Source organism: Paenibacillus sp. FSL M7-0896 (assembly GCF_037975415.1).
GTDB lineage: Bacteria > Bacillota > Bacilli > Paenibacillales > Paenibacillaceae > Paenibacillus_AQ > Paenibacillus_AQ silagei.
On the sequence record NZ_CP150250.1, the window covers coordinates 6,812,121 to 6,836,447 of the forward strand.

At 54.5% G+C, this 24,327-nt stretch carries 20 protein-coding genes; 5 read left to right on the forward strand and 15 right to left on the reverse strand.

Features of this window, described 5'->3' with window-relative positions; translation table 11 throughout:
• Positions 1 to 374: 374 nt before the first annotated feature.
• Positions 375 to 1,994, forward strand: a complete 1,620-nt coding sequence (locus MKY12_RS29515; RefSeq protein WP_339251933.1) for a PLP-dependent aminotransferase family protein — start codon at positions 375 to 377, stop codon at positions 1,992 to 1,994.
• Between the two features lie 491 nt (positions 1,995 to 2,485).
• Here the strand turns inward: MKY12_RS29515 and MKY12_RS29520 are convergent, their stop codons facing one another.
• The 3 genes from MKY12_RS29520 to MKY12_RS29530 are packed head-to-tail and all read right to left on the reverse strand — an operon-like array spanning position 2,486 to position 6,022.
• Complete coding sequence (locus MKY12_RS29520; RefSeq protein WP_339251935.1) at positions 2,486 to 3,553, reverse strand: HAMP domain-containing sensor histidine kinase; 1,068 nt, start codon at positions 3,551 to 3,553, stop codon at positions 2,486 to 2,488.
• A gap of 2 nt (positions 3,554 to 3,555) precedes the next feature.
• The gene (locus MKY12_RS29525; protein WP_339251937.1) at positions 3,556 to 4,227 is read right to left on the reverse strand and encodes a response regulator transcription factor; all 672 of its coding nucleotides are present in this window, start codon (positions 4,225 to 4,227) and stop codon (positions 3,556 to 3,558) included.
• The gene (locus tag MKY12_RS29530) at positions 4,157 to 6,022 is read right to left on the reverse strand and encodes an ABC transporter ATP-binding protein (protein WP_339311887.1); all 1,866 of its coding nucleotides are present in this window, start codon (positions 6,020 to 6,022) and stop codon (positions 4,157 to 4,159) included. The genes MKY12_RS29525 and MKY12_RS29530 overlap by 71 nt, the downstream gene beginning before the upstream one ends.
• A 240-nt stretch (positions 6,023 to 6,262) precedes the next feature.
• On the opposite strand from MKY12_RS29530, the gene MKY12_RS29535 reads away from it, so the two are divergent.
• Complete coding sequence (locus tag MKY12_RS29535; protein WP_339311888.1) at positions 6,263 to 7,480, forward strand: MFS transporter; 1,218 nt, start codon at positions 6,263 to 6,265, stop codon at positions 7,478 to 7,480.
• 169 nt (positions 7,481 to 7,649) lie between these two features.
• Here MKY12_RS29535 and MKY12_RS29540 read toward each other — a convergent pair whose 3' ends face one another.
• Positions 7,650 to 9,353, reverse strand: a complete 1,704-nt coding sequence (locus MKY12_RS29540; RefSeq protein WP_209869292.1) for a glutamine--tRNA ligase/YqeY domain fusion protein — start codon at positions 9,351 to 9,353, stop codon at positions 7,650 to 7,652.
• Positions 9,354 to 9,633: 280 nt separating this feature from the next.
• On the opposite strand from MKY12_RS29540, the gene MKY12_RS29545 reads away from it, so the two are divergent.
• Together MKY12_RS29545 and MKY12_RS29550 are read left to right on the forward strand one after the other, a co-directional pair.
• Entirely contained in the window at positions 9,634 to 9,879 is a 246-nt protein-coding gene (locus tag MKY12_RS29545; protein WP_036690395.1) for a DUF2164 domain-containing protein, read from the forward strand.
• A gap of 42 nt (positions 9,880 to 9,921) precedes the next feature.
• A complete protein-coding gene (locus MKY12_RS29550; protein WP_339251943.1) occupies positions 9,922 to 10,470 on the forward strand; it encodes a GNAT family protein in 549 nt (182 codons plus the stop codon).
• A 709-nt stretch (positions 10,471 to 11,179) separates the two neighbouring features.
• On the opposite strand, the gene MKY12_RS29555 is transcribed toward MKY12_RS29550, so the two are convergent.
• The 4 genes from MKY12_RS29555 to MKY12_RS29570 form a co-directional block, all read right to left on the reverse strand.
• On the reverse strand, positions 11,180 to 11,842 hold the full coding sequence (locus MKY12_RS29555; RefSeq protein ID WP_339311889.1) for an MOSC domain-containing protein: 663 nt from the start codon (positions 11,840 to 11,842) through the stop codon (positions 11,180 to 11,182).
• Positions 11,832 to 12,356 carry a GNAT family N-acetyltransferase gene (locus MKY12_RS29560; protein ID WP_036726156.1) on the reverse strand — a complete coding sequence of 175 codons (525 nt, stop codon included), beginning with the start codon at positions 12,354 to 12,356 and terminating at the stop codon, positions 11,832 to 11,834. Before MKY12_RS29560 ends, MKY12_RS29555 begins: the two co-directional genes overlap by 11 nt.
• 59 nt (positions 12,357 to 12,415) lie before the next feature.
• Positions 12,416 to 13,627: an MFS transporter gene (locus MKY12_RS29565; protein WP_339311891.1), complete on the reverse strand. Its 1,212-nt coding sequence runs from the start codon at positions 13,625 to 13,627 to the stop codon at positions 12,416 to 12,418.
• 573 nt (positions 13,628 to 14,200) lie between these two features.
• Positions 14,201 to 15,028 carry a formate/nitrite transporter family protein gene (locus MKY12_RS29570; RefSeq protein WP_339311893.1) on the reverse strand — a complete coding sequence of 276 codons (828 nt, stop codon included), beginning with the start codon at positions 15,026 to 15,028 and terminating at the stop codon, positions 14,201 to 14,203.
• 422 nt (positions 15,029 to 15,450) lie between these two features.
• On the opposite strand from MKY12_RS29570, the gene MKY12_RS29575 reads away from it, so the two are divergent.
• Positions 15,451 to 16,617: a YncE family protein gene (locus MKY12_RS29575; protein WP_339311894.1), complete on the forward strand. Its 1,167-nt coding sequence runs from the start codon at positions 15,451 to 15,453 to the stop codon at positions 16,615 to 16,617.
• 127 nt (positions 16,618 to 16,744) lie between these two features.
• Here MKY12_RS29575 and MKY12_RS29580 read toward each other — a convergent pair whose 3' ends face one another.
• The 7 genes from MKY12_RS29580 to MKY12_RS29610 all read right to left on the reverse strand — a co-directional run bounded on the left by MKY12_RS29580 (position 16,745) and on the right by MKY12_RS29610 (position 23,894).
• Positions 16,745 to 18,109: an FAD-dependent oxidoreductase gene (locus MKY12_RS29580; protein WP_339311896.1), complete on the reverse strand. Its 1,365-nt coding sequence runs from the start codon at positions 18,107 to 18,109 to the stop codon at positions 16,745 to 16,747.
• Positions 18,110 to 18,491: 382 nt separating this feature from the next.
• Positions 18,492 to 18,962, reverse strand: coding sequence for a hypothetical protein (locus MKY12_RS29585; RefSeq protein WP_339311898.1), 471 nt, complete (start codon positions 18,960 to 18,962; stop codon positions 18,492 to 18,494).
• A gap of 113 nt (positions 18,963 to 19,075) precedes the next feature.
• A complete protein-coding gene (locus tag MKY12_RS29590) occupies positions 19,076 to 20,710 on the reverse strand; it encodes a formate--tetrahydrofolate ligase (RefSeq protein WP_339311900.1) in 1,635 nt (544 codons plus the stop codon).
• A 243-nt stretch (positions 20,711 to 20,953) separates the two neighbouring features.
• On the reverse strand, positions 20,954 to 21,430 hold the full coding sequence (locus tag MKY12_RS29595) for a glutathione peroxidase (RefSeq protein WP_339311901.1): 477 nt from the start codon (positions 21,428 to 21,430) through the stop codon (positions 20,954 to 20,956).
• Positions 21,431 to 21,548: 118 nt separating this feature from the next.
• Positions 21,549 to 22,571, reverse strand: coding sequence for an LLM class flavin-dependent oxidoreductase (locus MKY12_RS29600; protein WP_339311902.1), 1,023 nt, complete (start codon positions 22,569 to 22,571; stop codon positions 21,549 to 21,551).
• A 36-nt stretch (positions 22,572 to 22,607) separates the two neighbouring features.
• Positions 22,608 to 23,207, reverse strand: coding sequence for an isoprenylcysteine carboxylmethyltransferase family protein (locus MKY12_RS29605; RefSeq protein WP_339311904.1), 600 nt, complete (start codon positions 23,205 to 23,207; stop codon positions 22,608 to 22,610).
• A 348-nt stretch (positions 23,208 to 23,555) separates the two neighbouring features.
• Positions 23,556 to 23,894 (reverse strand): DUF3243 domain-containing protein, encoded by a 339-nt coding sequence (locus MKY12_RS29610; RefSeq protein WP_076080903.1) that lies wholly within the window; start codon positions 23,892 to 23,894, stop codon positions 23,556 to 23,558.
• Between the last annotated feature and the right edge of the window lie 433 nt (positions 23,895 to 24,327).

The window sequence follows — 24,327 nt, forward strand, 5'->3', positions numbered from 1 at the left end:
AAAGAGAGAGAGAAGGAAAGCAAGCAATGAGGGATTATGTTAGTCAACAGCGGCTGTGAAGGGGACACTCGCTCGGTAGCCTTCGCAGTGGCACAATGTGTTCGGTTTTTCGCATACAATCGGCCGGTTACCTTAGTAGTGACACAATGTATGTTAAAAACAGCATACATTGTGGTGGCACGCAGGCGCATGGGCCAAATGTATGCGGAAAACAACATACATTGTGGTGGCACGCAGGCGCATGGCCGATGTGTTCGGTTTTTCGCATACAATGGAGCCGGTTGCCTTGGCAGTGGCACAATGTATTCGGTTTTTCGCCCTTGGCATGATAACTGCTAATTGTCTACAATCATTCGTCCGGAAGGAGCCTGCCCTTGACACACTCACAACGCTCCAACCATACAGACTTAAGCACGCCCGGCCAATCCGTACATTCGGAGGCTTTCCGGCCCGCAGCTCCTGAAGTGCAGCAAGCTGACGCTGGCTCCGGCCTGTCTGAGAACTGGAAGCCGGACCCGGCTTCTCCGCTGCCGCTGCATGGTCAGATCTACGCCTACTTCCTGACCAAGATCAGCACCGGGGCCTGGCCGCCCGGTATGCGTCTGGCCCCGCAGAGGGAGCTGTGCCGCAAGCTCGGAGTGAACCGCAGCACGGTGGTTACAGCGCTGGGCCAGCTTACCGCCTTGGGCCTGATAGAAGGCAGAAGCGGGGGCGGAACAATAGTTACGGGCACACGTTCTGCGCTCCCGGCTTCCCTTGGTTCCGCAGGAGAATGCGTAGAAGACGGGGAAGAGGAGCCCTCTAAGCCGGAACGCTCCGGCAACTGGAACGACTATGTCGAGGAGGGGATTCACTATCCCAACCTGCCCACCATCCAGGACATTAACCGGCTCGAATATGAGCCGGGCCTGATCCGCCTTGGCACGGGTGAGCCAGCGCCTGAGCTGCTGCCCGGGGCAGCAATGAACCAGGTGCTGGCCGGACTCGCGCAGCGCGTTCTTCCTCCACTCTCCTATGAGGAGCCGCTCGGTAGTCCGGCGCTGCGGGCGGCGGTCAGCCAGTTACTGGCCCGGAGCGGCATTACCGCTGGCCCGGACTCCATTCTGATTACTTCCGGCGCCCTTCAGGGGCTTCAGCTCATTGCCCTAGGGCTGCTGCCGCGCGGCTCTTCTATCCTGCTGGAGAAGCCGTCCTATCTGTATTCGATCCATGCCTTTCAGTCTGCGGGGGTGAAATTCAGCGGCCTGCCTATGGACGGGCGTGGTCTGATCCCGGAATACCTCACGGCTGAGGCGATCCGCACTAAGGCGGCGATGCTCTACAGCATCCCTTCCTTTCATAACCCTACGGGAATCCTAATGGATAAGGGGCGCCGCCAGGAGCTGATGGAGGTCACAGGCAGACTTGGGCTGCCCATTCTGGAAGATGGGGCCTACCAGGAATTATGGCTGGACGCTCCGCCTCCGCCGCCGCTGAAGGCGCTGGACCAGGAGGGACGGGTCCTGCATCTGGGCACTCTGTCCAAGGCCGCCAGCCCCGGTCTGCGCATCGGCTGGATTGCCGGACCCGAGCCGGTAGTCCGGCGGCTGGCCGACATCAAGATGCAGAGTGATTATGGTGCAAGCTCCCTGTCTCAACTGGCTGCCGCCAGCTGGCTTACGGGCGGCTATCATGAAGAGCACCTGCATGTGCTGCGCGGCAGACTACGCGCGCGCCGCGACCACATGCTTGAGCTACTGCAGCTCCATTGCACCGGACTGGCAAGCTGGAACGTACCGGCAGGAGGCTTCTATATCTGGCTGTCTCTCCACGAGGCTGTCCCTCCACGCAAGCTGTTCAGCGCAGCGCTGCGCGCCGGACTGCTGCTGAATACGGGCGATCTGTACGACCGCAGCGACGGCAGACATCTCAGGCTGTCCTACGCTTATGCCTCTGCGGCTGAACTGGAGCGCAGCATCCCCCTGCTGGCAGAGCTGATCCGGCGGGGACTGTGATTGAGACAGCACAGACGGATTCAACCGAGTACGGCTGCGTAAATAGCCCCGCACCCATGACAGTATGATCTGTCTGTCCTGGGTACGGGGCTATGCTGTTCGGATGGGAAACCCTATCCACCCCAAGGTCTAACGGACCGGAGAGACTTTATCCCCACGAAAATGCCACTTTTTGCAGTGTAACGGACTCAGGTGGCCTTATTGTTTCAATCTGAGACGTTTCGGAGCCGAAGTCTAAAGGATAAGGCCTGTGGAGTCCGTTACTCGCCCAGTTGGCGACTTTCTTCCCAAATAAGAGCACCTCAGTCCGTTACGCTAAGCCAACGCCCCTGAAGAACACCCCCGCTTAGAAAAGATGTAATTTGAAGGGGAGTTGCTTCTACTCCACTATTTTAAACCTGACACTGTACTAATTTAACCGGCCTCCTGGCCAGTGAATATCCGGCTGAAGTACCGGCGCTGATTATTCGCCTGAACGGCGGGTTCATGGCTCATCCGCTCTGCTGCGGCAGCCGCACGATGAACGCCGTCCCCTCTCCGGGACGGCTCGTTACGTCTACGCTGCCTTCATGGAGCTCCACGATCTTCTTCACGAGCGGGAGGCCCAGCCCGCTTCCGCTTCCGCTGCTGACGCTTCTGGACTTATCCGCCTTATAGAACCGTTCGAAGATCCGCGCCAGCTCTTCTTCGCTCATGCCTATCCCGCTGTCCCTGACCTCCACCTCGGCCCATTCCCCCATGCTGCGTACAATGACGGTGATCCGTCCGCCCTGGGGGGTGAATTTGATGCTGTTATGCAGCAGGTTGGTCCATACCTGGCTCAGCAGATCCTGCACCGCAGTCACAGTGGTCTCATGAAGCTCGGCCTCCACCTCAATCTCCTTGCCCAGCCACTGCGGCTCTGCGGCCAGGATCATCGCCTGCACCTGCTTATCCAGCCTATAAGGCTTCCGCTCGAACGGGAAGCTCTCTGCCTCCAGCACGGACAGCTTCAGCAGATTGTCGCTCAGGCCGGACAGACGGCGGCTCTCCGCTTCAATAATATCCAGGTAATGCTTGCGGATCTCCGGACTAAGGTTCTCCTCTTGCAGCGCGGCAGCGAACCCGCGGATCGAGGTCAGCGGCGACTGGATCTCATGGGATACGCTGGCGATGAAGTCCTGCCGCATCAGCTCCATCCGGCTCAGCTCACTCGCCATTTCGTTAATCCCTTCCACAATCCCTCCGAACTGCCGGTACTGGCCGCTGTTCTCCAGTTCAATCTTGAAGTTGCCTTGAGAGATCTGCCGCATGGCTGTAAGGATCGGCCTATAGAAGTTCTGATCCTTGCCGCGTGTAGCGAAGGCAATCATCGCCCCGCAGACGAAAAAGATGATAATCTGCATCGCCATCACAAACAGGTGATACCCATATTCGGAGAAGGACCAGTGAAAATAATGGACCAGCAGCCTTGAGCCGAAATAGCTCCCGTTCCAGGTGATAAAGAACATGCTCAATAGTCCGGCTATAGGTCCAACTATTTTGACTTTCTCCCATATCTTCTTGGCTCTGTGCTTCATGCCTATCCCTCCAGCCGGTAGCCAAGCCCCCGGATCGTGCGAATGGAGAATCCGAATCGCTCCTGCGGAAACCGCTCGCGCAGACGGCCCACATGAACATCCAGCGTCCGCTCATTGCCTTCGTAATCGTAGCCCCAGATCTCTTCAATCAGCCGGTCACGGGTCAGCGTCTGCCCCCGGTAACTGGCCAGCTTGAAGAGCAGCTCGAATTCCTTCAGCGGCAGCGTGAACTCGCCATGCTCGGACAGCACCTCATAGGTGGCGCGGTTCATCCGCAGACTGCCAACGGTAACACTCTGGGCGGCCGAAATCTGGTAACGCTTCAGCAGGGCTTTGACCCTGGCGATCAGCACAGGCGGCTCAAACGGCTTGACCAGATAGTCGTCTGTGCCCAGCTCGAAGCCTTTGACAATCTGCGAGGTCTCCCCTTTGGCCGTCAGCATCAGTATCGGAAAATCATACTGCTTGCGCAGCTCCCGGCACAGCTCCCAGCCGTCCATATTCGGCATCATAATATCAATGATCGCCATATCCGCCGCAGTCTCTTCGAGCAGCCGCAGCGCCTCCAGTCCGTCAGAAGCGCTCAGCACCTCGGCCATCCCTTCAGCTCTCAGGAACACTCCCACCAATTCGCGGATGTGCGGATCGTCGTCCACTACCAGTATTTTGACCATAGTCTGTAGAACCCTCCTCTATCCCTTGGCCCAGAAGCTCGGGTGTGTTCAGCTGCAGCTGCTGCTCGGCGAATTCACGGTACAGCTCATGGTCCCTCAGCAGCTCCTCATGCGTGCCTTTGCCGGTGATCCGGCCCTTCTCCATAAAAATAATCTGGTCCGCATTCACCACCGTAGCTAATCTGTGAGCAATCACAATCGTAGTCCGGCCCTGCATCAGATTGCCCAGCGCCTTCTGCACTACGGCCTCCGACTGGCTGTCGAGGCTTGAGGTAGCCTCATCGAGCATGAGAATCTTCGGATCGCGCAGCAATGCTCTGGCGATGGCAATCCGCTGCCGCTGTCCGCCGGACAGCTTGACGCCGCGTTCACCGACATCCGTGTTGTACCCGTCCGGGAGCTCTTCAATGAAGCCGTCAGCGTAAGCCATGGCCGCAGCCCGCTTCAGCTCCTCCTTGCTGATTTCGCGGTCCAGCCCGTATCCGAGATTCTCGGCAATGGTACCGGCCAGCAGCGGACTTTCCTGTGAGACATAACCGATTCTCTTCCGCCAGGATTTCAGAGAGAACAGCGAAGCCGGTTTGCCGTCCAGCCGGATGACTCCGCCCTGCGGCTCATAGAACCGTTCCAGCAGCGAGAACAGGGTTGTTTTACCGCCGCCGCTCGGGCCGACAATGGCAGTCACCTGCCCCGGCTGCATAGTGAAGCTTACCTTGCTGAGGACCTTCTCGCCCGTCTTGTATCCGAAGCTGAGATCTTCCACTGCAATCGGACCCTCTGTGCCCTCAGCCTCTTCCACACCTTCATACACCTCTTCCTCTGCAGCAAGGGTCTCAATGATCCGCTCAGAGGCACCCTTGGCCTTCTGGAGCTGGGTAAAGAATTGCGTCAGCTGTGTCAGCGGCATAATAATCTGGATCAGATACAGAATAAAGGCGACCAGTTCGCCGGCGGTGAGCGCCCCTGAGGATACCAGCATCCCGCCATAGCCGATAATGACCACCAGCAGCATCATGAAAACGAAGGAGATCAGCGGGCTGATCAGGGCGCTGATCTTGCCCTCACGAATCCCGAAGCCCAGCAGGTTCATAATCCCTTTCCGTCCGGCCTCATATTCCTTCTGCTCCGCTCCCGAGGATTTCACCAGCCGGATCTCGGACAACACACCGCTGAGCACAGCGGTGAAGGAGGCCGTCTCGTCCTGCGTGCCTTTGGAGATCTTGTACATCTGCCGTCCCAGCGGCACCAGAATGAGCGCCGACAGCGGGAGCACCGTGAACAGCACCAGCGTCATTTTCCAGTTCAGATAGAACAGCACCAGGACAGAGCCGACAATGGAGATGAGGCCGGTGAACAGACTGGCCAGATGCTCCGATATCAGTGTCTTGAGAATTCCTGTATCATTAGTCATCCGGCTGACGCTCTCGCCTGTCCGGTTCTCATTGTAGTAGGAGACGGGCAGCACCAGGAATTTGCGCCACAGCCTGTCACGAAGCCCGGCCACAACTTTTTGCCCGACGGCATTCAAAAGGTAAATCGAGACTCCGCCGGCCACGGTCTGCGCAATGAAAGCTCCGGCGATGCCGGCAATCTGCAGCTTGCTGACAGAAGCCAGCGAGAAGCCGTCCACCAGATTCTTCGTGAACATGGGAATGACCAGACCGACCAGGGTCGAAATGATGCTGAGGCCAAGGGCCAGCGCCAGCAGCAGATAAGATGGTTTGGTTTCGTGCAGCAGCTTCAGGAACGGCCTCATGGCCGCGCCCTGCTTCTGCGGTGCCTGCTTGTTTGTCATAAGGAATCCCCTTTTCCGGCAGATAGATGTATGGAGCAGTGGCGCCCCGCTTCCGCCTTAGAACCCAGAATAACTGGCCTATGTAAACTGAAGTTAAACAGATATTTTGCCATTGATTTGTAGTTCCCCATAAAAGTTGGTTTGTATCCCTTTTCAACAAATGTTACAGTGATATCAGCGGCATCATAAGACGGCCACAGCAAGAATGCAAGGCATCCTAGCGGGAAAGGAGTGCAACGTTTGCGGGATCAATCCGATAAGCAGCTGTCTTTCACCTCTCTGAAATGGTTCAACTTCTTCGTATATGGAACGGTTGTCCTCTTCACCAGCTTCTTTCCCTTATATCTGCAGGATGTAGGGATGAATAAGCTGGAGATCGGGAGCCTGATGTCTGTAGGCGCACTGGTCTCCATTATTGCCAACCCCTTCTGGGGCATCTGGAGTGACCGGTATCAGAATATCCGGCGGATTGTCCTCGTCATGCTGACGGGAACGCTGGTACTGACCCAACTTGTCTTTCAGGCGAATACATATGAAATGATCTACATATCCATTCTGTTCTTCTATTTCTTCCAGGGGCCCCTGTTCGCCCAGAGCAACACGATGATTCTCAGCTATATTGACGGAACCAGCCGCAGCTTTGGCTCTTTCCGGTTATGGGGATCACTAGGCTGGGCTTTCACCGCCATCCTTGCCGGTCCCGTAATTGAATGGGCCGGCATCTCTGTGCTGTCCTATCTGTTTGCATCACTGCTCTGTGCGGCGATGATTGCACTAATCACGCTGCCGAAGCTGGACCATTCGATCGGAATTGCCCCCTTGCCCTTCAAAGGCATGAGCCAGATCTTCCATAACCCGTTCTTCCTGTGCTTCATCCTCTTCGGCATCCTGGTCTCGATTCCGAATACGATGAATAACACCTTTGTGTCACTGTACATCACGGAGCTGGGGGGAAGCAAGACCATGATCGGTCTCGCTGTGTTCCTGTCCTCCATCCTGGAGATGGGTGTGCTGCTCCTGTGCAATTACGTTCTCCGGCGCAAAATCTCTGTCCTGCTCGCCTCGCTCACGCTGGTCAGCGCGCTGTTCTTCCTGCGGTGGTGGCTGATGGCCGATGCAACGACTCCGCTGCAGGTCGCACTTATTCAGGTGCTGCACTCCATTACCTTCGGCGGCTTCTTCTATGTCGGAACCCAGCTGACTATGCTGCTGGTGCCAAGGCCCTACCGTTCCTCGGGACAGGCTCTCTACACGCTCACCTGGAGCGGAATCTCCGGCATTCTTGGCGGCGTCCTCGGCGGCTGGATGTATCAGACCCTCGGCGCGCAGACGATGTATCAATCCGGTGCGCTTCTTGCCCTGTTCGGGGCGATCGGCTTCGGAATGATGTGGCTCACTGTCATTCGCGGCAGCTACCGCCCTCCGGCTGATCCCGAGGACGAGCTGGCGGAAGACTAGGTATACGCACAAGTGGAAACGGCTTTGCCGTCCTTTAATGGGACGGTACCGTTTCAGCGAGAAATAGAAGGATAATTTATAGCGTCATATAAATTCTTATATTTGGATACAGCAAACAGGCTTGGCCTCCCGGCGGGAGACCAAGCCTGTTTGCTTATATGCAGCTCTTCTAGCCTTTCTTGGGCTGGAAGGAGCTTTTGAGGGATACAATCAGATTGAACACCAGATGCTCCGGCGACGAATACTTGCTGTCTACGTTGAAGTACCCGTGACGGAAGAACTGGAACTTGTCCTGCGCCACACTGTTCTTCAGCCCAGGCTCCACGAAGCCCTGCAGGATCTCGATGGACTTCGGATTCAGCTGATCCAGGAAGGTTGGCTCCGGCTTGTCAGCGGAAGCTTCCAGACCTTCTACTTCAGCATCCGTCTCCGCCTCTTCGGCAGAGATCAGCGGCTCATACAGGCGGAATTCCGCCGGTACAGCCTGGCCTGCATCTACCCAGTGCAGCGTTCCCTTAACCTTGCGGCCGGTGAAGCCGCTGCCGCTCTTCGTCTCAGGATCATAGGTACAGTGCAGCTCCACCACTTCGCCGTTCTCGTCCTTGATGAAGTCGTTGCACTTGATGAAATAAGCATTCTTAAGACGCACTTCATTGCCGGGGAACAAGCGGAAATACTTATTCGGCGGAATCTCCATGAAGTCATCGCGTTCAATATAGATCTCACGGGAGAACGGAATCTGGCGGTTGCCCATCTCCGGGTTCTCCACATTGTTCTCAATTTCGAAGTATTCGGTCTCGCCTTCAGGATAATTCGTAATAACCACCTTCAGCGGCCGCAGCACAGACATCGTCCGGGGAACCGTCAGCTTGAGATCTTCACGGATGAAGTGCTCCAGCATCTGCAGGTCCACCAGCCCCTGGCTCTTCGAGATACCGGTCTCATGCACGAAGCTGCGGATGGCTTCCGGTGTATAGCCGCGGCGGCGCAGCCCGGAGATCGTCGGCATGCGGGGATCATCCCAGCCGTCCACATGGCCTTCATCGACCAGCAGCTTCAGCTTGCGCTTGCTCGTAACGGTCTGGGCCAGATTAAGGCGTCCGAATTCATATTGATGCGGTGCAGCCTCCATGTCACATTCCGCGACAACCCAGTCATAGAACGGGCGCTGGTCCTCGAACTCCAGGGAACAGAGGGAATGGGTGACATGCTCAATGGCATCCTCCAGCGGATGCGCGAAGGTATACATCGGATAAATGCACCATGCGTCGCCCGTATTATGGTGATGGGAGTGGGAGATCCGGTAAATGACCGGGTCCCGTAGATTGATGTTAGGAGAGGACATGTCAATTTTGGCGCGCAGAACCTTCTCGCCGTCCTTGAATTCTCCCGCCTTCATACGGTGGAACAGATCAAGGTTCTCTTCCACCCCGCGCTCGCGGTAAGGGCTGTTCTGCCCCGGCTCCGTCAGGGTTCCCCGGAATTCACGGATCTGCTCGGCGCTGAGATCATCGACATAGGCCTTGCCCTTCTTGATCAGCAGCTCGGCCCGCGCATACATCTCCCCGAAATAATCCGAGGCGAACCGCAGCTCCTCCCATTCATACCCGAGCCATTTCACATCCTCCTGGATGGAATTGACATACTCGGTATCTTCCTTGAGCGGATTCGTATCATCGAATCTCAGATGGGTCTTGCCGCCGAACTCATCCGCCAGCGTGAAGTTAATCCAGATCGCCTTGGCATGTCCGATATGTAAATAACCGTTCGGCTCCGGCGGAAAGCGGGTGACGACTTCCTTAACCTTACCCGAGCGGAGATCTTCGGTAATGACGTTCTTAATGAAATTGGAGGGTGTACCCTGGTTCTCCACATTGATCAACCTTTCATTCTGTAATATAACTACTTCCTTGTATGAACATGTTTCCTATTAATATACCCGTTAAGCCGGGAATGTTCAACAAGCGGAAACGGCATTGCCGTCCTTTTAAAGGACGGTACCGTTTCAGCCAGAAATAGAAAGATAAGTTATCGTGTGAAACATATAAAATTTTATATTTTAAAAGTTAAGCAGCCGCCGCATCCTTTGACTTCTCTCCCGGCGATGGAGTAGCATGATAAATATAGGAATATTAAGCTAAAGGGGGATGCTTATGCAACCGGTAAAACTGCCTAAAGAGCAGCGGGAGATGATTACGGAGAACATCCGTGCCTACTTCGAGGCGGAGCGCGGGGAAACGATCGGCCACCTGGCCGCAGACAATCTGTTGGAGTTCTTCCTGAAGGAGCTGGGGCCGGCGATTTACAACGGGGCGCTTAGCGACTGCCGCACGCTTGCTCTTCAGCGCATGCAGGCCCTGGAGGAAGATATCTACGCCTTGGAGTGGCAGAAGCGTTAGTTCAGCGAGGCTTATAACTCACAACGCATAGGGGGCAGCCGCATGTTTAATTATGTCATAGATGAAGAGCTGAAGCTGAAGCTGCTCATGCCGGAGCATGCCCGTCAGATGTTCGCCCTGGTGGAACGCTCCCGCCACCGGCTCAGACAATGGCTGCCTTGGGTGGATGGCGTAGCCGAGCAGGCTCATCTTACCACGTTCATCAAGAACTCCGTGAAGCAGGGGATTGATAACGGCGGCTTCACTGCCGGACTGTGGGTCCGGGAGGAATTGGCCGGAATTATCGGCTATCACGAGATTGACTGGCATAACCGCTCGGTCGGCATCGGCTACTGGCTGGGAGAAGGCTATGAGGGACAAGGCTATATGACCAGTGCCTGCCGGGTCTTTGTCGATTACGCCCTGCTGGAGCTTGAGCTGAACCGCATCGAGATCCGCTGTGCCACAGGCAATCTGGCCAGCAGAGCGATCCCCGAACGGCTGGGCTTTATCTTCGAAGGGGTCATCCGCCAGGCCGAGAAGCTGCCTAGTGGTTATGTGAACCATGCAGTGTACGGCCTGCTGCGCAGCGAATGGAAGCTGCTGGGCTGAGCGGGGAGGGCTGCCGGTCATAGAGCACGGGTGCGCGGAGCATACAGGGGAACGGGTCGGTCGGGTCGGCGGATTCAGGGGCATTTCTGCTCCTCATTTCCGCTCCCGGCCCGCTTTTGGCGGATTCAGGGGCATTTCTGCTCCTCATTTCCTCGACCAGCCCACTTTCGGCGGATTCGGGGGCATTTCTGCCCCTCATTTCCGCTCCCGGCCCGCTTTTGGCGGATTCGGGGGCATTTCTGCTCCTCATTTCCGCTCCCGGCCCGCTTTTGCCGGATTCAGGGGCATTTCTGCTCTTCATTTCCTCGACCAGCCCACTTTCGGCGGATTCAGGGGCATTTCTGCTCTTCATTTCCTCGACCAGCCCACTTTCGGCGGATTCAGGGGCATTTCTGCCCCTCATTTCCGCGACCAGCTCGCTTTTGGCGGATTCAGGAGCACCGATATAGTTGGATTTTGTCCACTTACTGATGAACGATTGGCCCGTGCGCGAACTGGAGTTGGATAAATAACACTTAATTTCTCACCTTTCGTCTAACAGGGCTGGAACTAACTATTTTAGTTGCTCTTTTTCCACTTGTTTTCGGTTATTTGCCAGAAGTAGGCGAGATAAGATACGTTTCTCCACTTGTTTACTTGAAGGGCGGGTTGAGGGTGGCGGAGTGACAGAGTAGCATGTGCAGGTGTGGAGTGGAGAAGGACGAGTGTCTTAGCTCTCAGCCGCATCCAGCCATCTCTGGAACCGCTCACGGATACCAGCCGCAAGGCTCTCCAGTCCGGCCAGCTCAGCCAGCCCGGTAGGGTCCTTACGCCCATGCTCCATCGAGTACAGTACCTGTCTCACCGGGAAGCTTCCCGCACCGCTCTCCAGCTTAACAATCCGGTCACCGGCTGCCACCCGGCCTTCACGCAGCACGCGGAAATAGAATCCGCTATACCCCGTGGACAGCACCTGGGCCGGCATATCCGCTGGTCCATGCTTCTGCGTGAGCTTGAAGCACGGGAAGCGCGGCTGGCTGACCTCCAGCAGTGCCGTACCGATCTCAAAAACATCCCCGATGCACACCTCGGTCTCCAGCAGTCCGCTCGCCGTGATGTTCTCGCCGAAGGCGGAAACCTCCAGCTTCCGGCCAAGCCACTCCTCCCAGTGGGCATAATGCTCCACCGGATAGACGCACACTGCCTTGTCAGGGCCTCCATGATTGACCAGATCCGCTTGCCCGTCTCCGGTGAACCCACCCACCCGAAGCGCAAGCGGCCCGGCTACCGGCAGCTTGTAGATTCCGGTGTCCAGCGGCTTACCGCGGTACTCCACCGTCTTCGGCTTGCCTACATTAAGCGAGACGACTTGCATCTTCACTTCACTCTCCATCCCCTTCTCCTCCCGTCAGCCTGCAGCTCATAAATACTTCATCCACATAACGTCCGCTTAAGTAGAATTCCTCCCGCAGCCGTCCCTCTTCCTCGAATCCGCATTTGCGGTAGAACTGAAGTGCCGGTGTATTGCAGGAGAGCACACGCAGCCGCAGCTTGCGGATGCCATGCCCCGCGGCATGGCGCTTGATCTCCGCGATCAATCGGCTGCCTACACCCAGCCGCTGAAAGCGCGGGTGCACAGCGATATTCACCTCGCATACATGGCGGTTGCTCTCCATCCCGCTGGGACAGCCGAAGCCAACATAACCACATAGCTCCCCGTCCTGTAATGCTACAAGCTGGGAGCCGGGCGGCGCATGCAGCAGATAGTCCTCCCGCGAGCGCCACATCAGCGGACCCGGAGTTGTATTCTCTGTCCAGATCATATTATCGAGCACGATCAGCTCACGGGCATCCCTGATTTCGGAAGGCCGGATAAGCAGTGCAGCATCACTGTTAATTGGTTGCATTATTATACCCCCCTTGCCTTACTAAGCAGATAGAAAAAGATTAGTTGCAGCATGAACGATTATGCAGTCCTGCGCTCAAGCTGTACAGCTGAACGGTTCATATAGGCGTGGAGCGCGAAGAATCCCACGGACAGTACGGCCATGCCACAAGCCAGCCAGCCGGTTGGCGCAAGACCGCCCCTGTCGAACTGAACACCCATCAGATAAGGCCCGATGACACGGCCGATTGCGCCAATTCCGCCGCTCAGCCCGAGATAGAACGGTGCGCTGCGCTGGGCATGCTCCGAGATGAAGGAAGGCATCGCCGGAGAGATCAGCATCTCCCCAAGGGTAGCCAGCACCATACCCAGCAGCATCCCCGGATAGCTTGGCATAAACAGAATTACAGCATACCCGCCCAGGTAAAAGACGGCGCTTGCTGTCATCTGCGCGGTTGACGTCTGCGCGAACCCGCGCTTGATCAGGCTGACCAGCGGCTGCGCCGCGAAGATCAGCACACCGTTCAGCGTCCAGAGGAAGCCGTATAGCTGCTTCGACCAGCCTTCCGAGATAATGAACGGCGAGACTCCGCTGTTCCAGATCGAATTGCCGATCAGCAGGAACATCGAGCCCACCGCCATGAACAGATAGATCCGTATATGGCCGAGGAGTCTCCAGCCCGACACTTCATGCTGCGGTTGCTTTTTCGATACTGTGCTGTGAGCCGGAGCCGTCCCTACCTTACGCAGATAGACAAAGAAGAATCCGGCAAATACGGCCGAGGTCACCCCGTTAAGCACAAAGCTCAGCATATAATTGCCCAGGAAGCCGCTCAGCGCAGTTCCCAGGGCTACCCCTATATTATTGGCAACATAGATGATATTGAACAGCTCTGCGCGCTGCTCCGCGAACCGGAAACCGATAAACGCCTGGATCGCCGGCAGGGAGAGGGAGTTGAACAATCCCATCATACCCATAACGATTATGAATACGCTCCAGCTTCCGCTCGCCCACGGGAGGGCAAACAGCGTCAAGGCATTCATCGCCAAGGCGCCGACAATCAGGCGGTTCACTCCTACCTTATGATACAACGAACCGCCCAGCAGCTGACCGGCAATCCCGCCAAGTGACTGCACCAGCAGCACGATTCCCGCGTCTTTCATACTGCGTCCCAGTTCATCGAATACATACATTGTAACTAGCGGCCACATCAGCGCACTGCCGGTAGCATTAATCAGACTGGCAATCAAGAATACTTTAATTTCCTTCGGATAGGCCTGCATGAATCTCATATCTTGTCTGTCATCCCCTGTAACATAGCTGTCATTAATCCATCCAGTATCATCCCAAAACAGGGGGCAGAGCAAGCATTCGCGTTAATGCTTTATCGCGGGAAACCAGGGAATTATTTAGTTGAAAATCAATCCCGTCTTCCCGCCGCCAGCGATATTTATATTCTATAACCCGCTCTTTCACACGTAAACAAAAATACCTTGCCGGCACTGATTCGTTCCCCGGAAGCCGGGGTAATGATCCATATGAAACACTCCCTATTTTATTCACCGTGAGATCCGATTTCGTTCCCCCGAATCGGATTGCACGGTGAATTTTGTTTTGTCCGGAGGATGATCCTGCTGCACCTATACCAAACAAGTAGAAACGGCTTTGCCGTCCTTTTACAGGACGGTACCGTTTCAGCGAGAAAGATAAGGATAATTATAACGCGAAGCATATAAATTCTTATCTTTATACAAAAACACTCCCTGTCTCTACGAATCCCTTGAAGCAGGGTGCCGAGAAGCAGGAAGTGCTAGGCCAAGCTATGTTACAGTCCGGCGATGTGATTCACACCGGGCCCATAAGGATTAAGCGTGTTTCTTCAAGCCCGCAGCAGGCACGCCTGCGGCTGGGCTCACAGCACCCGGCTCCTTGCGCAGATAGGCCATCCAGTACGCAGCAGCCACGAAGATCGCGCCGCCCGTCAGATTGCCCAGCCAGACCGGAACGAAGTTGGCCGCATACTGGCCCCAGGTGAAATGTCCTTCGAAGATCGCAGCAGGGATAAGGAACATGTTAGCTACAACGTGCTGGAAGCCGATGGCCACAAACGCCATGGTCGGGAACCAGATACCGAGGATTTTGCCGCTGAAATTGTCTGCCCCGTACGACAGCCATACCGCCAGCGCTACGAGCCAGTTACAGCCGATCCCGGAGATAAAAGCCTGCAGGAACGTAGCATCGATCTTATGCTCCGCCATACTTACCAGCTTTTCCAGATACACGCCATCTGATGTAAGGCCAACGATGTGACCGAAGAAATAAGCGACGAACAAGGCACCTGCCAGATTGCTGAGTGTGATCAGCACCAGGTTCTTCACCACTTCCCAGAACGAAATCTTCTTCGCAATGAACGCCAGCGGCACCGCCATCATATTGCCTGTCAGCAGTTCCCCTCCGGCAAGCAGCACCAGAATGAGTCCAACCGGGAACACCGCAGCCCCGATGAAGTTAGCAATGGACCCCCACTCGGCAGGCGCACCTGCAATGACACGAATATCCAGCAAAAATCCGAGCGCGATAAACGCTCCTCCCAGAAAACCGAGAATGAGTACAGTGCTGAGCGGATTATGCGCCTTCTTCACTCCGTTCTCTACCGTGACTTCAGCGATTCCCTGCGGTTTGTTATAAGCCATGATTCCTATCCCCTTCGAATTACTTAAAATTTGTTCCTTTATGCCATTGTAACGTGATCCTAATCACATTTACGTGATAAAAGTCACTATCATAAAAACCACGTGAAAGTTTTCACTGACATGTCAAATTTACCATAAAAGCGGGTGCAGCGGTAGAAGAGAAAACGGATGTCTCCCCTAAAGAGGCAGCTCTTTCCTATGGGCATTCCTCGTGGGAGTCTATTCTTCTTCGTTATTTATGCCCTTTTTTACAATCTGGCAGGACGTTATGCTAGTCGGGCTGGAGAATCCATGCATACCCTACTAGCAGACTTCGGAGATGCGGCATCCGGATTCAATCTGGCGCACCTGCCCATCTGGCCAGCCGGTCCTCAGGGTCCGGGAAGTCCATCCGGTTCAAAACCTGGAAAGGGGATTAATCCATGAATCCAAACAAGGCAGAAGCAAGCAGCAGCAGGAAAGTACCCTCACGCGATCCTTATGTCTATGTGACTTATGAAATTGACTATCAACATGGCTATGTTGCCGTTATTGATCCTGTAGAGGATCGGATCATCAAGCGGATTCAGGTAGGTGCCAACCCTGGCGCTATGGCCATGGACCCCGACGAGAAGAAGCTATTCGTAGCGAATACCCGCATCGGTTCACTCAGCATCATTGATACGGGTAGCCATAGCATTCTCAATACGGTCCCCGTGGGCAATATGAGCTCCACTCCTGCACGTCCCGTTGCCGTCTTGGTTGCTTCGAATGGCAAGAAAGCCTATGTAGCCAATTACGGAAATAAGAACGTTACGATTATTGATTCCCCCACGAATATGGTTTTGAAAAATGTGGATGTCGGCCCAGGCAGGCCTTTCGCCTTGGCGAGCAATGAGAATAGCTCCTATATCTATGTGGCCTGTAAGGTTGCCGATGGAAGAGATTATGTCGCCGCCATATCCATTGAGGATGACAGCGTTCATCCGTACGGGTCCCAATTTCAGCTTACCTTTGACACGGCACACAATCCCCTGGTCGTCCACCCGAATGGACAAACACAAATCGCTCTTGGAACGACCGGTATGCTCTGTTTTTATGCAGGCGAGATAATAGGCGAGCCGAACACCTCAAGTTTGCTGGACAATACAGTATCCGGCGTCTACCTGGACAACAAATTATTGTTTTGCACTATGGAAAATAATAGAGGCTTTCTGAAACTATTTAATGACCTGGAAGTTGATTGGATGGGAACCGTATATGGCAATGCTCTTCCAGATGTCACCAGTTATAAAGGCCAGGATAAAATCAGGCTTTCGCGTAGGCAAGTGTATATTGGTGTCACGATTCAACCTACCACCTTACCGACGGGCGGTCTGCAAATCTTCAACACTACACGCGCCCAGACCCGGTTCGTTCCGCTTGCTTCTGTCGGCGATCTGGCGTTCTTCTCCGACACCAAAGCTTATGTGGGAGAATCCAGAGCGATTCGCCCAATTGATCTGACAACCGCAACCGCAACGGCCCTGCCTGCTATCGAGATTGGACCCACAGACAGCAATCCTATCGCGGTCAAGAATATAATCTCCGGTTATCGCAATCAATCGTAATGGACACGGATTTTTAAAGTTGAGCTGCCTCAACAAGTCGAAGTTGACTTGAGAGGCAGCTCTCTTTGGCTATTGCCGCAAAAAAAGAGCCCTAATGGGCTCCGGCAGAACATTTTACTTTTTAGAGTTATACGTGTACAGGTTCTTTGACGGCAGCCAGTTTCGGCAGAGCCTGAAGGCCTGCGGTGTTCAGGAAGTTCCAAGGCTTGTTGTAATGCGGCTGGAAGAAGAAGTCGATGAAGGCCAGCTGGTCCACGGTCATCTTATTCTGGATGCAGACCGATACGGTATTGATCGACTGCGTCAGATCCATCTTGGACATAATCTGCGCGCCCAGAATGCGGCGGGAAGCACGGTCAAAGACCACTTTTACCTGAACCTGCTCGAAGGTCGGCATGAACTCCGGACGGTAGTTGTCGATCAGCATCACGCTCTCCGTATCCATTCCCTCGGCTGCAGCAGCCTCTTCCGTCAGTCCGGTTCCGGCAATATTGTCCTCATAGATCTTGATGCCCGACGTTCCTTGTGTTCCCATGTAAGGGATCGTATTCGAGACCAGATTGCGGGCAACCAGCGTTCCCATACGCACTGCGTTGGTGGCCAGCGGGATATACGCGTGTTTACCAGTCGGATTGTAATGAATCGCGCAGCTGTCTCCGGCAGCATAGACATCCGGCAGGCTGGTCTGCATATAATCGTTAACCATAATCGCGCCGTTCGGCAGCATATCGACTTGGCCCTTCAGCAGCTCGGTATTCGGACGGAAGCCGATGCAGAGAATAACCAGATCCGTCTCATGTTCACCCTTGCTCGTAATCACCTTGGTCACTCTGCCGTTCTCACCTGCGAAGGAGGCGACCTTCTCGCCCAGCGCCAGCTTAATGCCGTGATCCTCAAGCGACTGCTGGATCGGTGCGGTGAACTCTTCATCAAGATATTTGCTTAAGATGCGGTCTTCCCCATCAATCAGCGTAACTTCCTTGCCGTTCATCTGAAAAGCCTCCACCAGCTCGACCCCGATATATCCGGCACCGACCACAGTAATTCTGTTCACCTTCTGCGCTTCTTCGATAATGGTGTTGGAGTGATTGTAGTTCTTCGAGAGCAGGATGCCCTCCATCTCTATTCCTTCAAGCTTAGGCACAATCGGCCATGAGCCTGTTGTCATAATCAATTTGTCATAAGTATCTTCCATTTCCTCGCCGGTCACGAGGTTGCGGGCTTTCAAGGTTTTGCGGGCGGTATCAATGTTGATTACCTCATGACGCATCTTCGTCTGCACACCCAGGGCGGCAAGTTGTTCCGGGGAGGAATAGAATAGTCCCTGCGGGTCCTTGACCACACCGCCAACGTATAAGGCAATGCCGCAAGACAGGAATGAGATATTATCGTTGCGCTCGTACACCGTAATCTGGGCATCCGGGTATAACTGTGCGGTATTTACAATGGCGGCCGTTCCGGCGTGGGTACATCCAATGACTGCTACTTTCATAATTTCTTCCTCCTCCAAGTTGAAAAGCTTATTTATCAGGGCTTGTGATTGCGTCTGTAAAAAAGTGCTGTACTGACTGCGTTTATACAACTTTACATTTGTGATTGTTTTCACTTTATATACTGATTATATTGTGATATTTATCACATTGCAAGAGTTATTGTGATTTTTCTCACATTGTTCACAATTTCAAATTTTAATAACTTTGGAGGTTCACCGCATCATCCACTCCACTTGTACCGCCGCTGCACTCTTCAACCTTGGCTTAGTTTCCCCCGGAGGAAGGGCATTATGTCTGCCAGGAGCAGGAAACAGCAGGAGGGAATCTGGCCTACGCGACGTACCCGGTCCAATTGTGAGCGGTTTTTCGATTACATTTGGCTTACGCTACCCGACCCACTCCAATTGTGATCGGTTTTTCGATTACATTTGGCTTACGCGGCGCTCCCAGTCCAATTGTGATCGGTTTTTCAATTACATTCGGCCTACGCGGCGCGCCCGGTCCCATTGTGATCGGTTTTTCGATTACATTCGGCTTACGCGGCACTCCCGGTCCAATTGTGATCGGTTTTTCGATTACATTTGGCCTATGCGGCGCACCCGGTCCCATTGTGATCGGTTTTTCGATTACATTCGGCTTACCCGGCGCATCCTGTTCAATTGTGATCGGTTTTTCGATTACATTTGGCCTACGCGGCGCTCCCGGTCCCATTGTGATCGGTTTTTTGATTACATTTGGCTTACGCGGCGTTCCAGGTCCCATTGTGATCGGTTTTTCGATTACATTTGGCCTACGCGGCGCGCCCAGTCCCATTGTGTTCGTTCTGTTTTTAGGCGCGCTGCTCATTTTCATGCTGGGGTTGTGCCTTGAAAGACATGTTTGTTTTAGCATACCAAATAGCCTCACCCTCCGCAGCATATCTGCGGTAAAGTGAGGCCAAACTACAACTATTAGCTGCTGATGTCTTATTCCAGACCCGAAATCACGCCATCCTCATCCACCAGCAGGCCTTCTGCTGCGGGCTTGGCGGGGAGACCCGGCATCGTGACCATGTTGCCGGTGATCACAACAGCGAATCCCGCCCCGAGGGACAGGGTGATGTCCCGGACGCCCATGGTGAAGCCTTCCGGGGCTCCGAGCAGCCGGGGCTGATCCGAGAAGGAATACGGGGTTTTGGCCATGCAGACCTGAAGATGGTGCAGGCCCAGCCGGTCAATGACAGCGAGACTGCGCTTGGCTGCCGGAGAGAAGGCTACTCCCGCACCACGGTAGATCTCCGTGACGATGCGGTTGATTTTGGACGGGATATCCAGATGGTCTTCATACAGCGGCGCATAATTCACAGGCTCTTTCCGGTCCAGCAGCTTCATCAGCTCCTTCGCCAGCTCCTGTCCGCCCGAGCTTCCCTCAGCCCATACCTTGGACACCGCAGCAGGTACACCCAGCCGCCCGCAGGCTTCCAGCACCTCATTCACTTCAGCAGGGGCATCCCCTTCAAAATGATTCAGTGCCACCAACACAGGCACACCGAACTTGTGCAGGTTCTCAATATGCCGCTCCATATTGGACATTCCGGAGAGCAACGCTGGCCGATTGCCCTCATACAGCTCTTCCTTGCGGACGCCGCCGTTGTATTTTAGCGACTTCACCGTGACCACCAGAACAGCAGCCGAAGGTGCCAGCCCGGCCTGACGGCATTTGATGTCCATGAATTTCTCCGCGCCCAGATCTGCGCCGAAGCCTGCCTCCGTCACCACCACATCGCCCAGCTTTAGTGCGTAGCGGGTTCCGATTACACTGCTGCACCCGTGGGCAATATTAGCGAACGGGCCGCCATGTACAATGACCGGGGTTCCTTCCAGCGTCTGCACGAGATTCGGCTTCACCGCCTCCTTCAGCAGCGCAGTCATCGCCTCTACAGCTCCAATCGCCTGTGCCGTTACCGGCTGACCCGCATGGTCATACCCGATCAGAATGCGGCTGAGCCGCTGCTTCAGATCCGCAAGGTCGCTGCACAGGCAGAGCACGGCCATAATCTCGGAGGCTGTTGTGATCTGGAAGCCGCTCTCCCGCACAGTTCCATTGCCGTCGCCAATGCCGGTCACGATATTCCGCAGGCTGCGGTCATTCATATCCATAACCCTTTTCCAGACGATCCGCTGCGGATCAAGCCCCAGGCTGTTGCCCTGGAACATATGATTGTCGATCATCGCCGAGAGCAGGTTATGTGCTGACGTCACCGCATGGATATCCCCCGTAAAATGCAGGTTAATCTCATCTGCCGGAACAATCTGCGCCTTGCCGCCTCCGGTTGCTCCGCCCTTCATCCCCAGACAGGGACCAAGCGAGGGTTCACGCAGCGCTGCTACCGTGCGTACACCCGCTGCATTCATCGCCTGGGCGAGCCCAATCGTCGTCAGCGTCTTGCCTTCACCTGCCGGTGTAGGATTCATTGCGGTAACCAGAACCAGCTTGCCGTCCGGTTTGTGCTTCAGCTCTGTCCAGAGCGAGGGCGCCAGCTTGCTTTTATATTTGCCGTACAGTTCCAGATGCTCCTCCTTGATCCCCGCTGCCGATGCTACCTCTGTAATTAACCTCATGCCGTTATGTAACCCTCCTGCCGTTATTATCCTGCATTCTTGCTTCCAGTATGCGATTCATGTAGTCAGGCGAAGCATTTCTCTTCAAAGAATACAGGGTCTCTGAAAAGATTCAAGGATAATTTTCATAAAGGGTGAAACTTAATTGTATAGAAAACTCCCGGACCGGGCGCATCTGCACCACTATCCGGGAGAACACGTATAGCCTGGCTCCAGCCTTCAGAGCGGATGATTTCAGCCTCATTAAAGCAGGGATTCGATAAGCCCCTTCATGCTCTCCGGTGATTCCTTCGGCTCGACACGGGCCACTACATTGCCGCTGCGGTCCACCAGGAACTTCGTGAAATTCCACTGGATATCACTGCTCTCGCCGTCACCCGGCTGCTGGCCCTTCAAATATTGAAACAGCAGGCTCGCCTCCGGACCATTCACATCGACCTTGGCGAACACCGGGAACGCAACCCCATAGTTAATCTGGCAAAAGGACTCCGCTTCCTCGCTTGTGCCCGGCTCCTGACCGGCGAACTGGTTACACGGAAAGCCCAGCACCACCAGCCCCTGGTCCCCGTACTGCTCGTACAGCTTCTGTAAATCTCCATATTGCGGGGTCAGTCCGCACTTGCTGGCGGTATTGGCGATCAGCAGCACCTTGCCCTCATAGTCCTTAAACGGCACTTCTGTACCCGAAGGCTTCACTCCGGCAAAACTATAAATTGACATCTCTGCTTCGCTTCCTTTCGGCTGTATGGCCCAGTTTTGAAGTGCGCTTTAAGCTTTAGATAAGTAACCTCTTCATTTTACCCTATTCTCAGCCAAAACCAAATTCCGGCGGCAAAGGCTACGCCCTGCGCTGCAGCCCGCAGGCTTCGGCGATGAGCCGGATGGACTGCAGCTTGTCCCTGAACTCATGGATATGCGAAGAAATCATCAGCTCCCCGCAGCGGTATTCCTCCGCCAGCAGCTGAAGCTGCTCCCTGACTTCAGCAGGCGAGCCTATGACCATCCGCTTCCGGTTATCCTTAATGGTGAAACGGTCGTAAGGGGTATATGTATAGTTCAGTGCAGTCTCTACGGACGGGGTCGGGGAAGAGAGGTGTTCCCTCTCCAGGCTAACCAGTGAGAGATCCATACTGGCAGCCAGCCGGTCTGCTTCGGCCGATGTCTCTGCACAGACGGCGAACACCGCAAGCAGCGGCTTCGGCGATGCAGCGGCCACGGATGGCGCGAAGCTGTCCTGGTACTCATGCACCGCTCCCGCTCCCCCATTCCCGGCAATGAACCGGGCGAAGGCATAACCGGTTCCCAGCCGGGCCGAGAGCGCCGCACTCTCCCGGCTGGAGCCCAGCAGCCAGATTTCCGGTGCTGAGTCTACTGCAGGCGTTGCCCGCAATCCGGCATAGCGCTGCGGGGATGCTTCTCCCTCTGTTTCATAGAGATAGGCAATCAGTTCCTGAATCTGCTGCTCGTACCGGTCAACGTCGTCAATAGTCACACGGGTATCCTGTAGTGCTTTGGCGGCCAGGGCACCGCCGCCTGCCGCCCTCCCTATCCCGAGATCGATCCGCCCGGGATAGAGCGCCTCCAGGACGCGGAAATTCTCCGCGACCTTGAACGCACTGTAATGCGGGAGCAGCACCGCTCCCGAGCCGATGCGGATCGCTGAGGTCACCGCAGCGAGATGCGCCATTAGCACTTCAGGGCTGGAGCCGGCAAGGCCTGGCGCAGCATGATGCTCCGCAACCCAGAAGCGGTGATAGCCGAGCCGTTCCGCTTCACGGGCCAGCAGGGCCGTCTGCCGGAGCGCCTCTGCCGGAGTGCTTCCCTCCGATACCGGAGATTGATCGAGAATGCTTAATTTCATATGAGAGCAGCTCCAATGGGTTGGATTGTAGAGTCTTCAGAGATACCTTGGCGTCCTACTGCTGTAGGATCTGTATTCTTCGCCAAAGACAAGACGCAGATGCTTCTCCTCCTGCAGAATCAGCAGATGAATAGCAGCAACATTCAACACTAGAATAACCAGCGTCAGCCAGCTCGGATACATAAGATAAAGACCTGCGAACATCAGATCGAAGCCGACAAAAGCAGCGTTCCGGCTAATCTTATACACCCCGCGGGTCACCAGCCTGGTTGTTGTGGACTTATCAATTCCTACTCTCCAGGAAGTGCTCATCGCTGCCATGGCAAGAATGAATACCGCACACCCTATACTAACTATACCCACACCGATATAATTCACAACCGGAAGATTATAATGCCGCCCAAGCAAGTTCACAAGATACGGCTCAGCTATGGACATCAGGAACCATGTAGCGCCCCACAGAAGCGTAGCGATTTTGACAAACCATTCGGTTGATTTAATGATCGTAATCTTCTTACCTTTGCCCAGTACATTGGCCTGGATGTTGTTCTTTCTGTTGAGAATTACAAGCTTTAACACATAAGAGGCAAGGAACGAACAAAATAAGATCAGGGATAGGAGATTGAGGGTGGTCATTGGACATAGCTCCTTTGTTGGATGGATGGCTTGGATGGATGGATAGTGGATGGTTGATTAACATACATATGAACAAATGCTCATATAATAAAATAATTATATCTCCCATCCGCTGCCGGGTCAATTGTTTCCTGCACAGCAAAAAGGCAGCACAGCAAAAAGGCAGCACCGCAAGTATCACGGAACCGCCTGATTTACTTTACTTTTATAGGATGGGATGGAGCAACGTTGTTACTGTTTCAGGGAGCCATGCTGCTTGTTCATGCTTTTTGCAGGAGAGTATAGGCACTCTATGCCATCAGCGTTGATTACTACAAAAACGTTTGCTACTTTCCGGTACCGCTACTTTTAGTGCTGCACCATCTTTACCAGCATATGCGCCAGCCGGTGGCGCTCCTCCTTGTTCCCGGCCTTCCACAATTCCAGCAGCAGCTTCTCTTCGCTATTGCGGGGCTCCTCGTACGCTGCCAGATAATCGGCGATTTTCTCGGCGGCCAGCGCCAGCTGTTCCTCGCTGAGGCCGATTTTTTGCGCCAGTTGAATGCGCTTTCCTAAATACGCCTTGAACTGCCCGAAATTGTCCAGAATCATCTCCTTCTGCCCCGGATCGATCCGGTCCAGCGCCTCCGTCACCCGGTTCATGGTCACACTACCGTCCTTACTCACCACATGATTATGTTCAGACATCCAGAACGCCTCCCATTTCATAGTGTGCGGTTTCCCACTACTTAACCAGCGTTTCCGGGGGTGAACCATGCTGCTGAACGAGCCATTACCCGCCTCAGAAGCAAGCAAGTGGATTAACGTATCTTATTTTCCCGGTTTCAGACGATTGGCCGGAAGCAAGTGGATGAACAGCATCTAATTTGGAGCGTTTGGCTACTTTTGCTGGATAGTGATTAATTAAGTGCTCTTTTTCCAATTGCTACCGGAGGAGGGCTCAATCGCGCCACAGGAGGTGGATGAAATCCACTTATTCTCCTGACACACGTATGATCAGAGCATCTATTACCCGACATCAGCGTGCCTTGTAGCATCAAAAGCATACATTACTCACCCTAGCCTGCTTCTTTGTAGCTTCAGAGATGCAACCTCTTACTATAGCGCCCCGTTAATGTCC

Bases quoted from the DNA above. Each gene is read 5' to 3' on its own strand.
- MKY12_RS29520 (WP_339251935.1), bottom strand. From the start codon at position 3,553: ATGAAGCACAGAGCCAAGAAGATATGGGAGAAAGTCAAAATAGTTGGA.
- MKY12_RS29525 (WP_339251937.1), bottom strand. From the start codon at position 4,227: ATGGTCAAAATACTGGTAGTGGACGACGATCCGCACATCCGCGAATTG.
- MKY12_RS29530 (WP_339311887.1), bottom strand. From the start codon at position 6,022: ATGACAAACAAGCAGGCACCGCAGAAGCAGGGCGCGGCCATGAGGCCG.
- MKY12_RS29545 (WP_036690395.1), top strand. From the start codon at position 9,634: ATGCAACCGGTAAAACTGCCTAAAGAGCAGCGGGAGATGATTACGGAG.
- MKY12_RS29550 (WP_339251943.1), top strand. From the start codon at position 9,922: ATGTTTAATTATGTCATAGATGAAGAGCTGAAGCTGAAGCTGCTCATG.
- MKY12_RS29555 (WP_339311889.1), bottom strand. From the start codon at position 11,842: ATGGAGAGTGAAGTGAAGATGCAAGTCGTCTCGCTTAATGTAGGCAAG.
- MKY12_RS29560 (WP_036726156.1), bottom strand. From the start codon at position 12,356: ATGCAACCAATTAACAGTGATGCTGCACTGCTTATCCGGCCTTCCGAA.
- MKY12_RS29565 (WP_339311891.1), bottom strand. From the start codon at position 13,627: ATGAGATTCATGCAGGCCTATCCGAAGGAAATTAAAGTATTCTTGATT.
- MKY12_RS29570 (WP_339311893.1), bottom strand. From the start codon at position 15,028: ATGGCTTATAACAAACCGCAGGGAATCGCTGAAGTCACGGTAGAGAAC.
- MKY12_RS29575 (WP_339311894.1), top strand. From the start codon at position 15,451: ATGAATCCAAACAAGGCAGAAGCAAGCAGCAGCAGGAAAGTACCCTCA.
- MKY12_RS29580 (WP_339311896.1), bottom strand. From the start codon at position 18,109: ATGAAAGTAGCAGTCATTGGATGTACCCACGCCGGAACGGCCGCCATT.
- MKY12_RS29585 (WP_339311898.1), bottom strand. From the start codon at position 18,962: ATGAAAATGAGCAGCGCGCCTAAAAACAGAACGAACACAATGGGACTG.
- MKY12_RS29590 (WP_339311900.1), bottom strand. From the start codon at position 20,710: ATGAGGTTAATTACAGAGGTAGCATCGGCAGCGGGGATCAAGGAGGAG.
- MKY12_RS29595 (WP_339311901.1), bottom strand. From the start codon at position 21,430: ATGTCAATTTATAGTTTTGCCGGAGTGAAGCCTTCGGGTACAGAAGTG.
- MKY12_RS29600 (WP_339311902.1), bottom strand. From the start codon at position 22,571: ATGAAATTAAGCATTCTCGATCAATCTCCGGTATCGGAGGGAAGCACT.
- MKY12_RS29605 (WP_339311904.1), bottom strand. From the start codon at position 23,207: ATGACCACCCTCAATCTCCTATCCCTGATCTTATTTTGTTCGTTCCTT.
- MKY12_RS29610 (WP_076080903.1), bottom strand. From the start codon at position 23,894: ATGTCTGAACATAATCATGTGGTGAGTAAGGACGGTAGTGTGACCATG.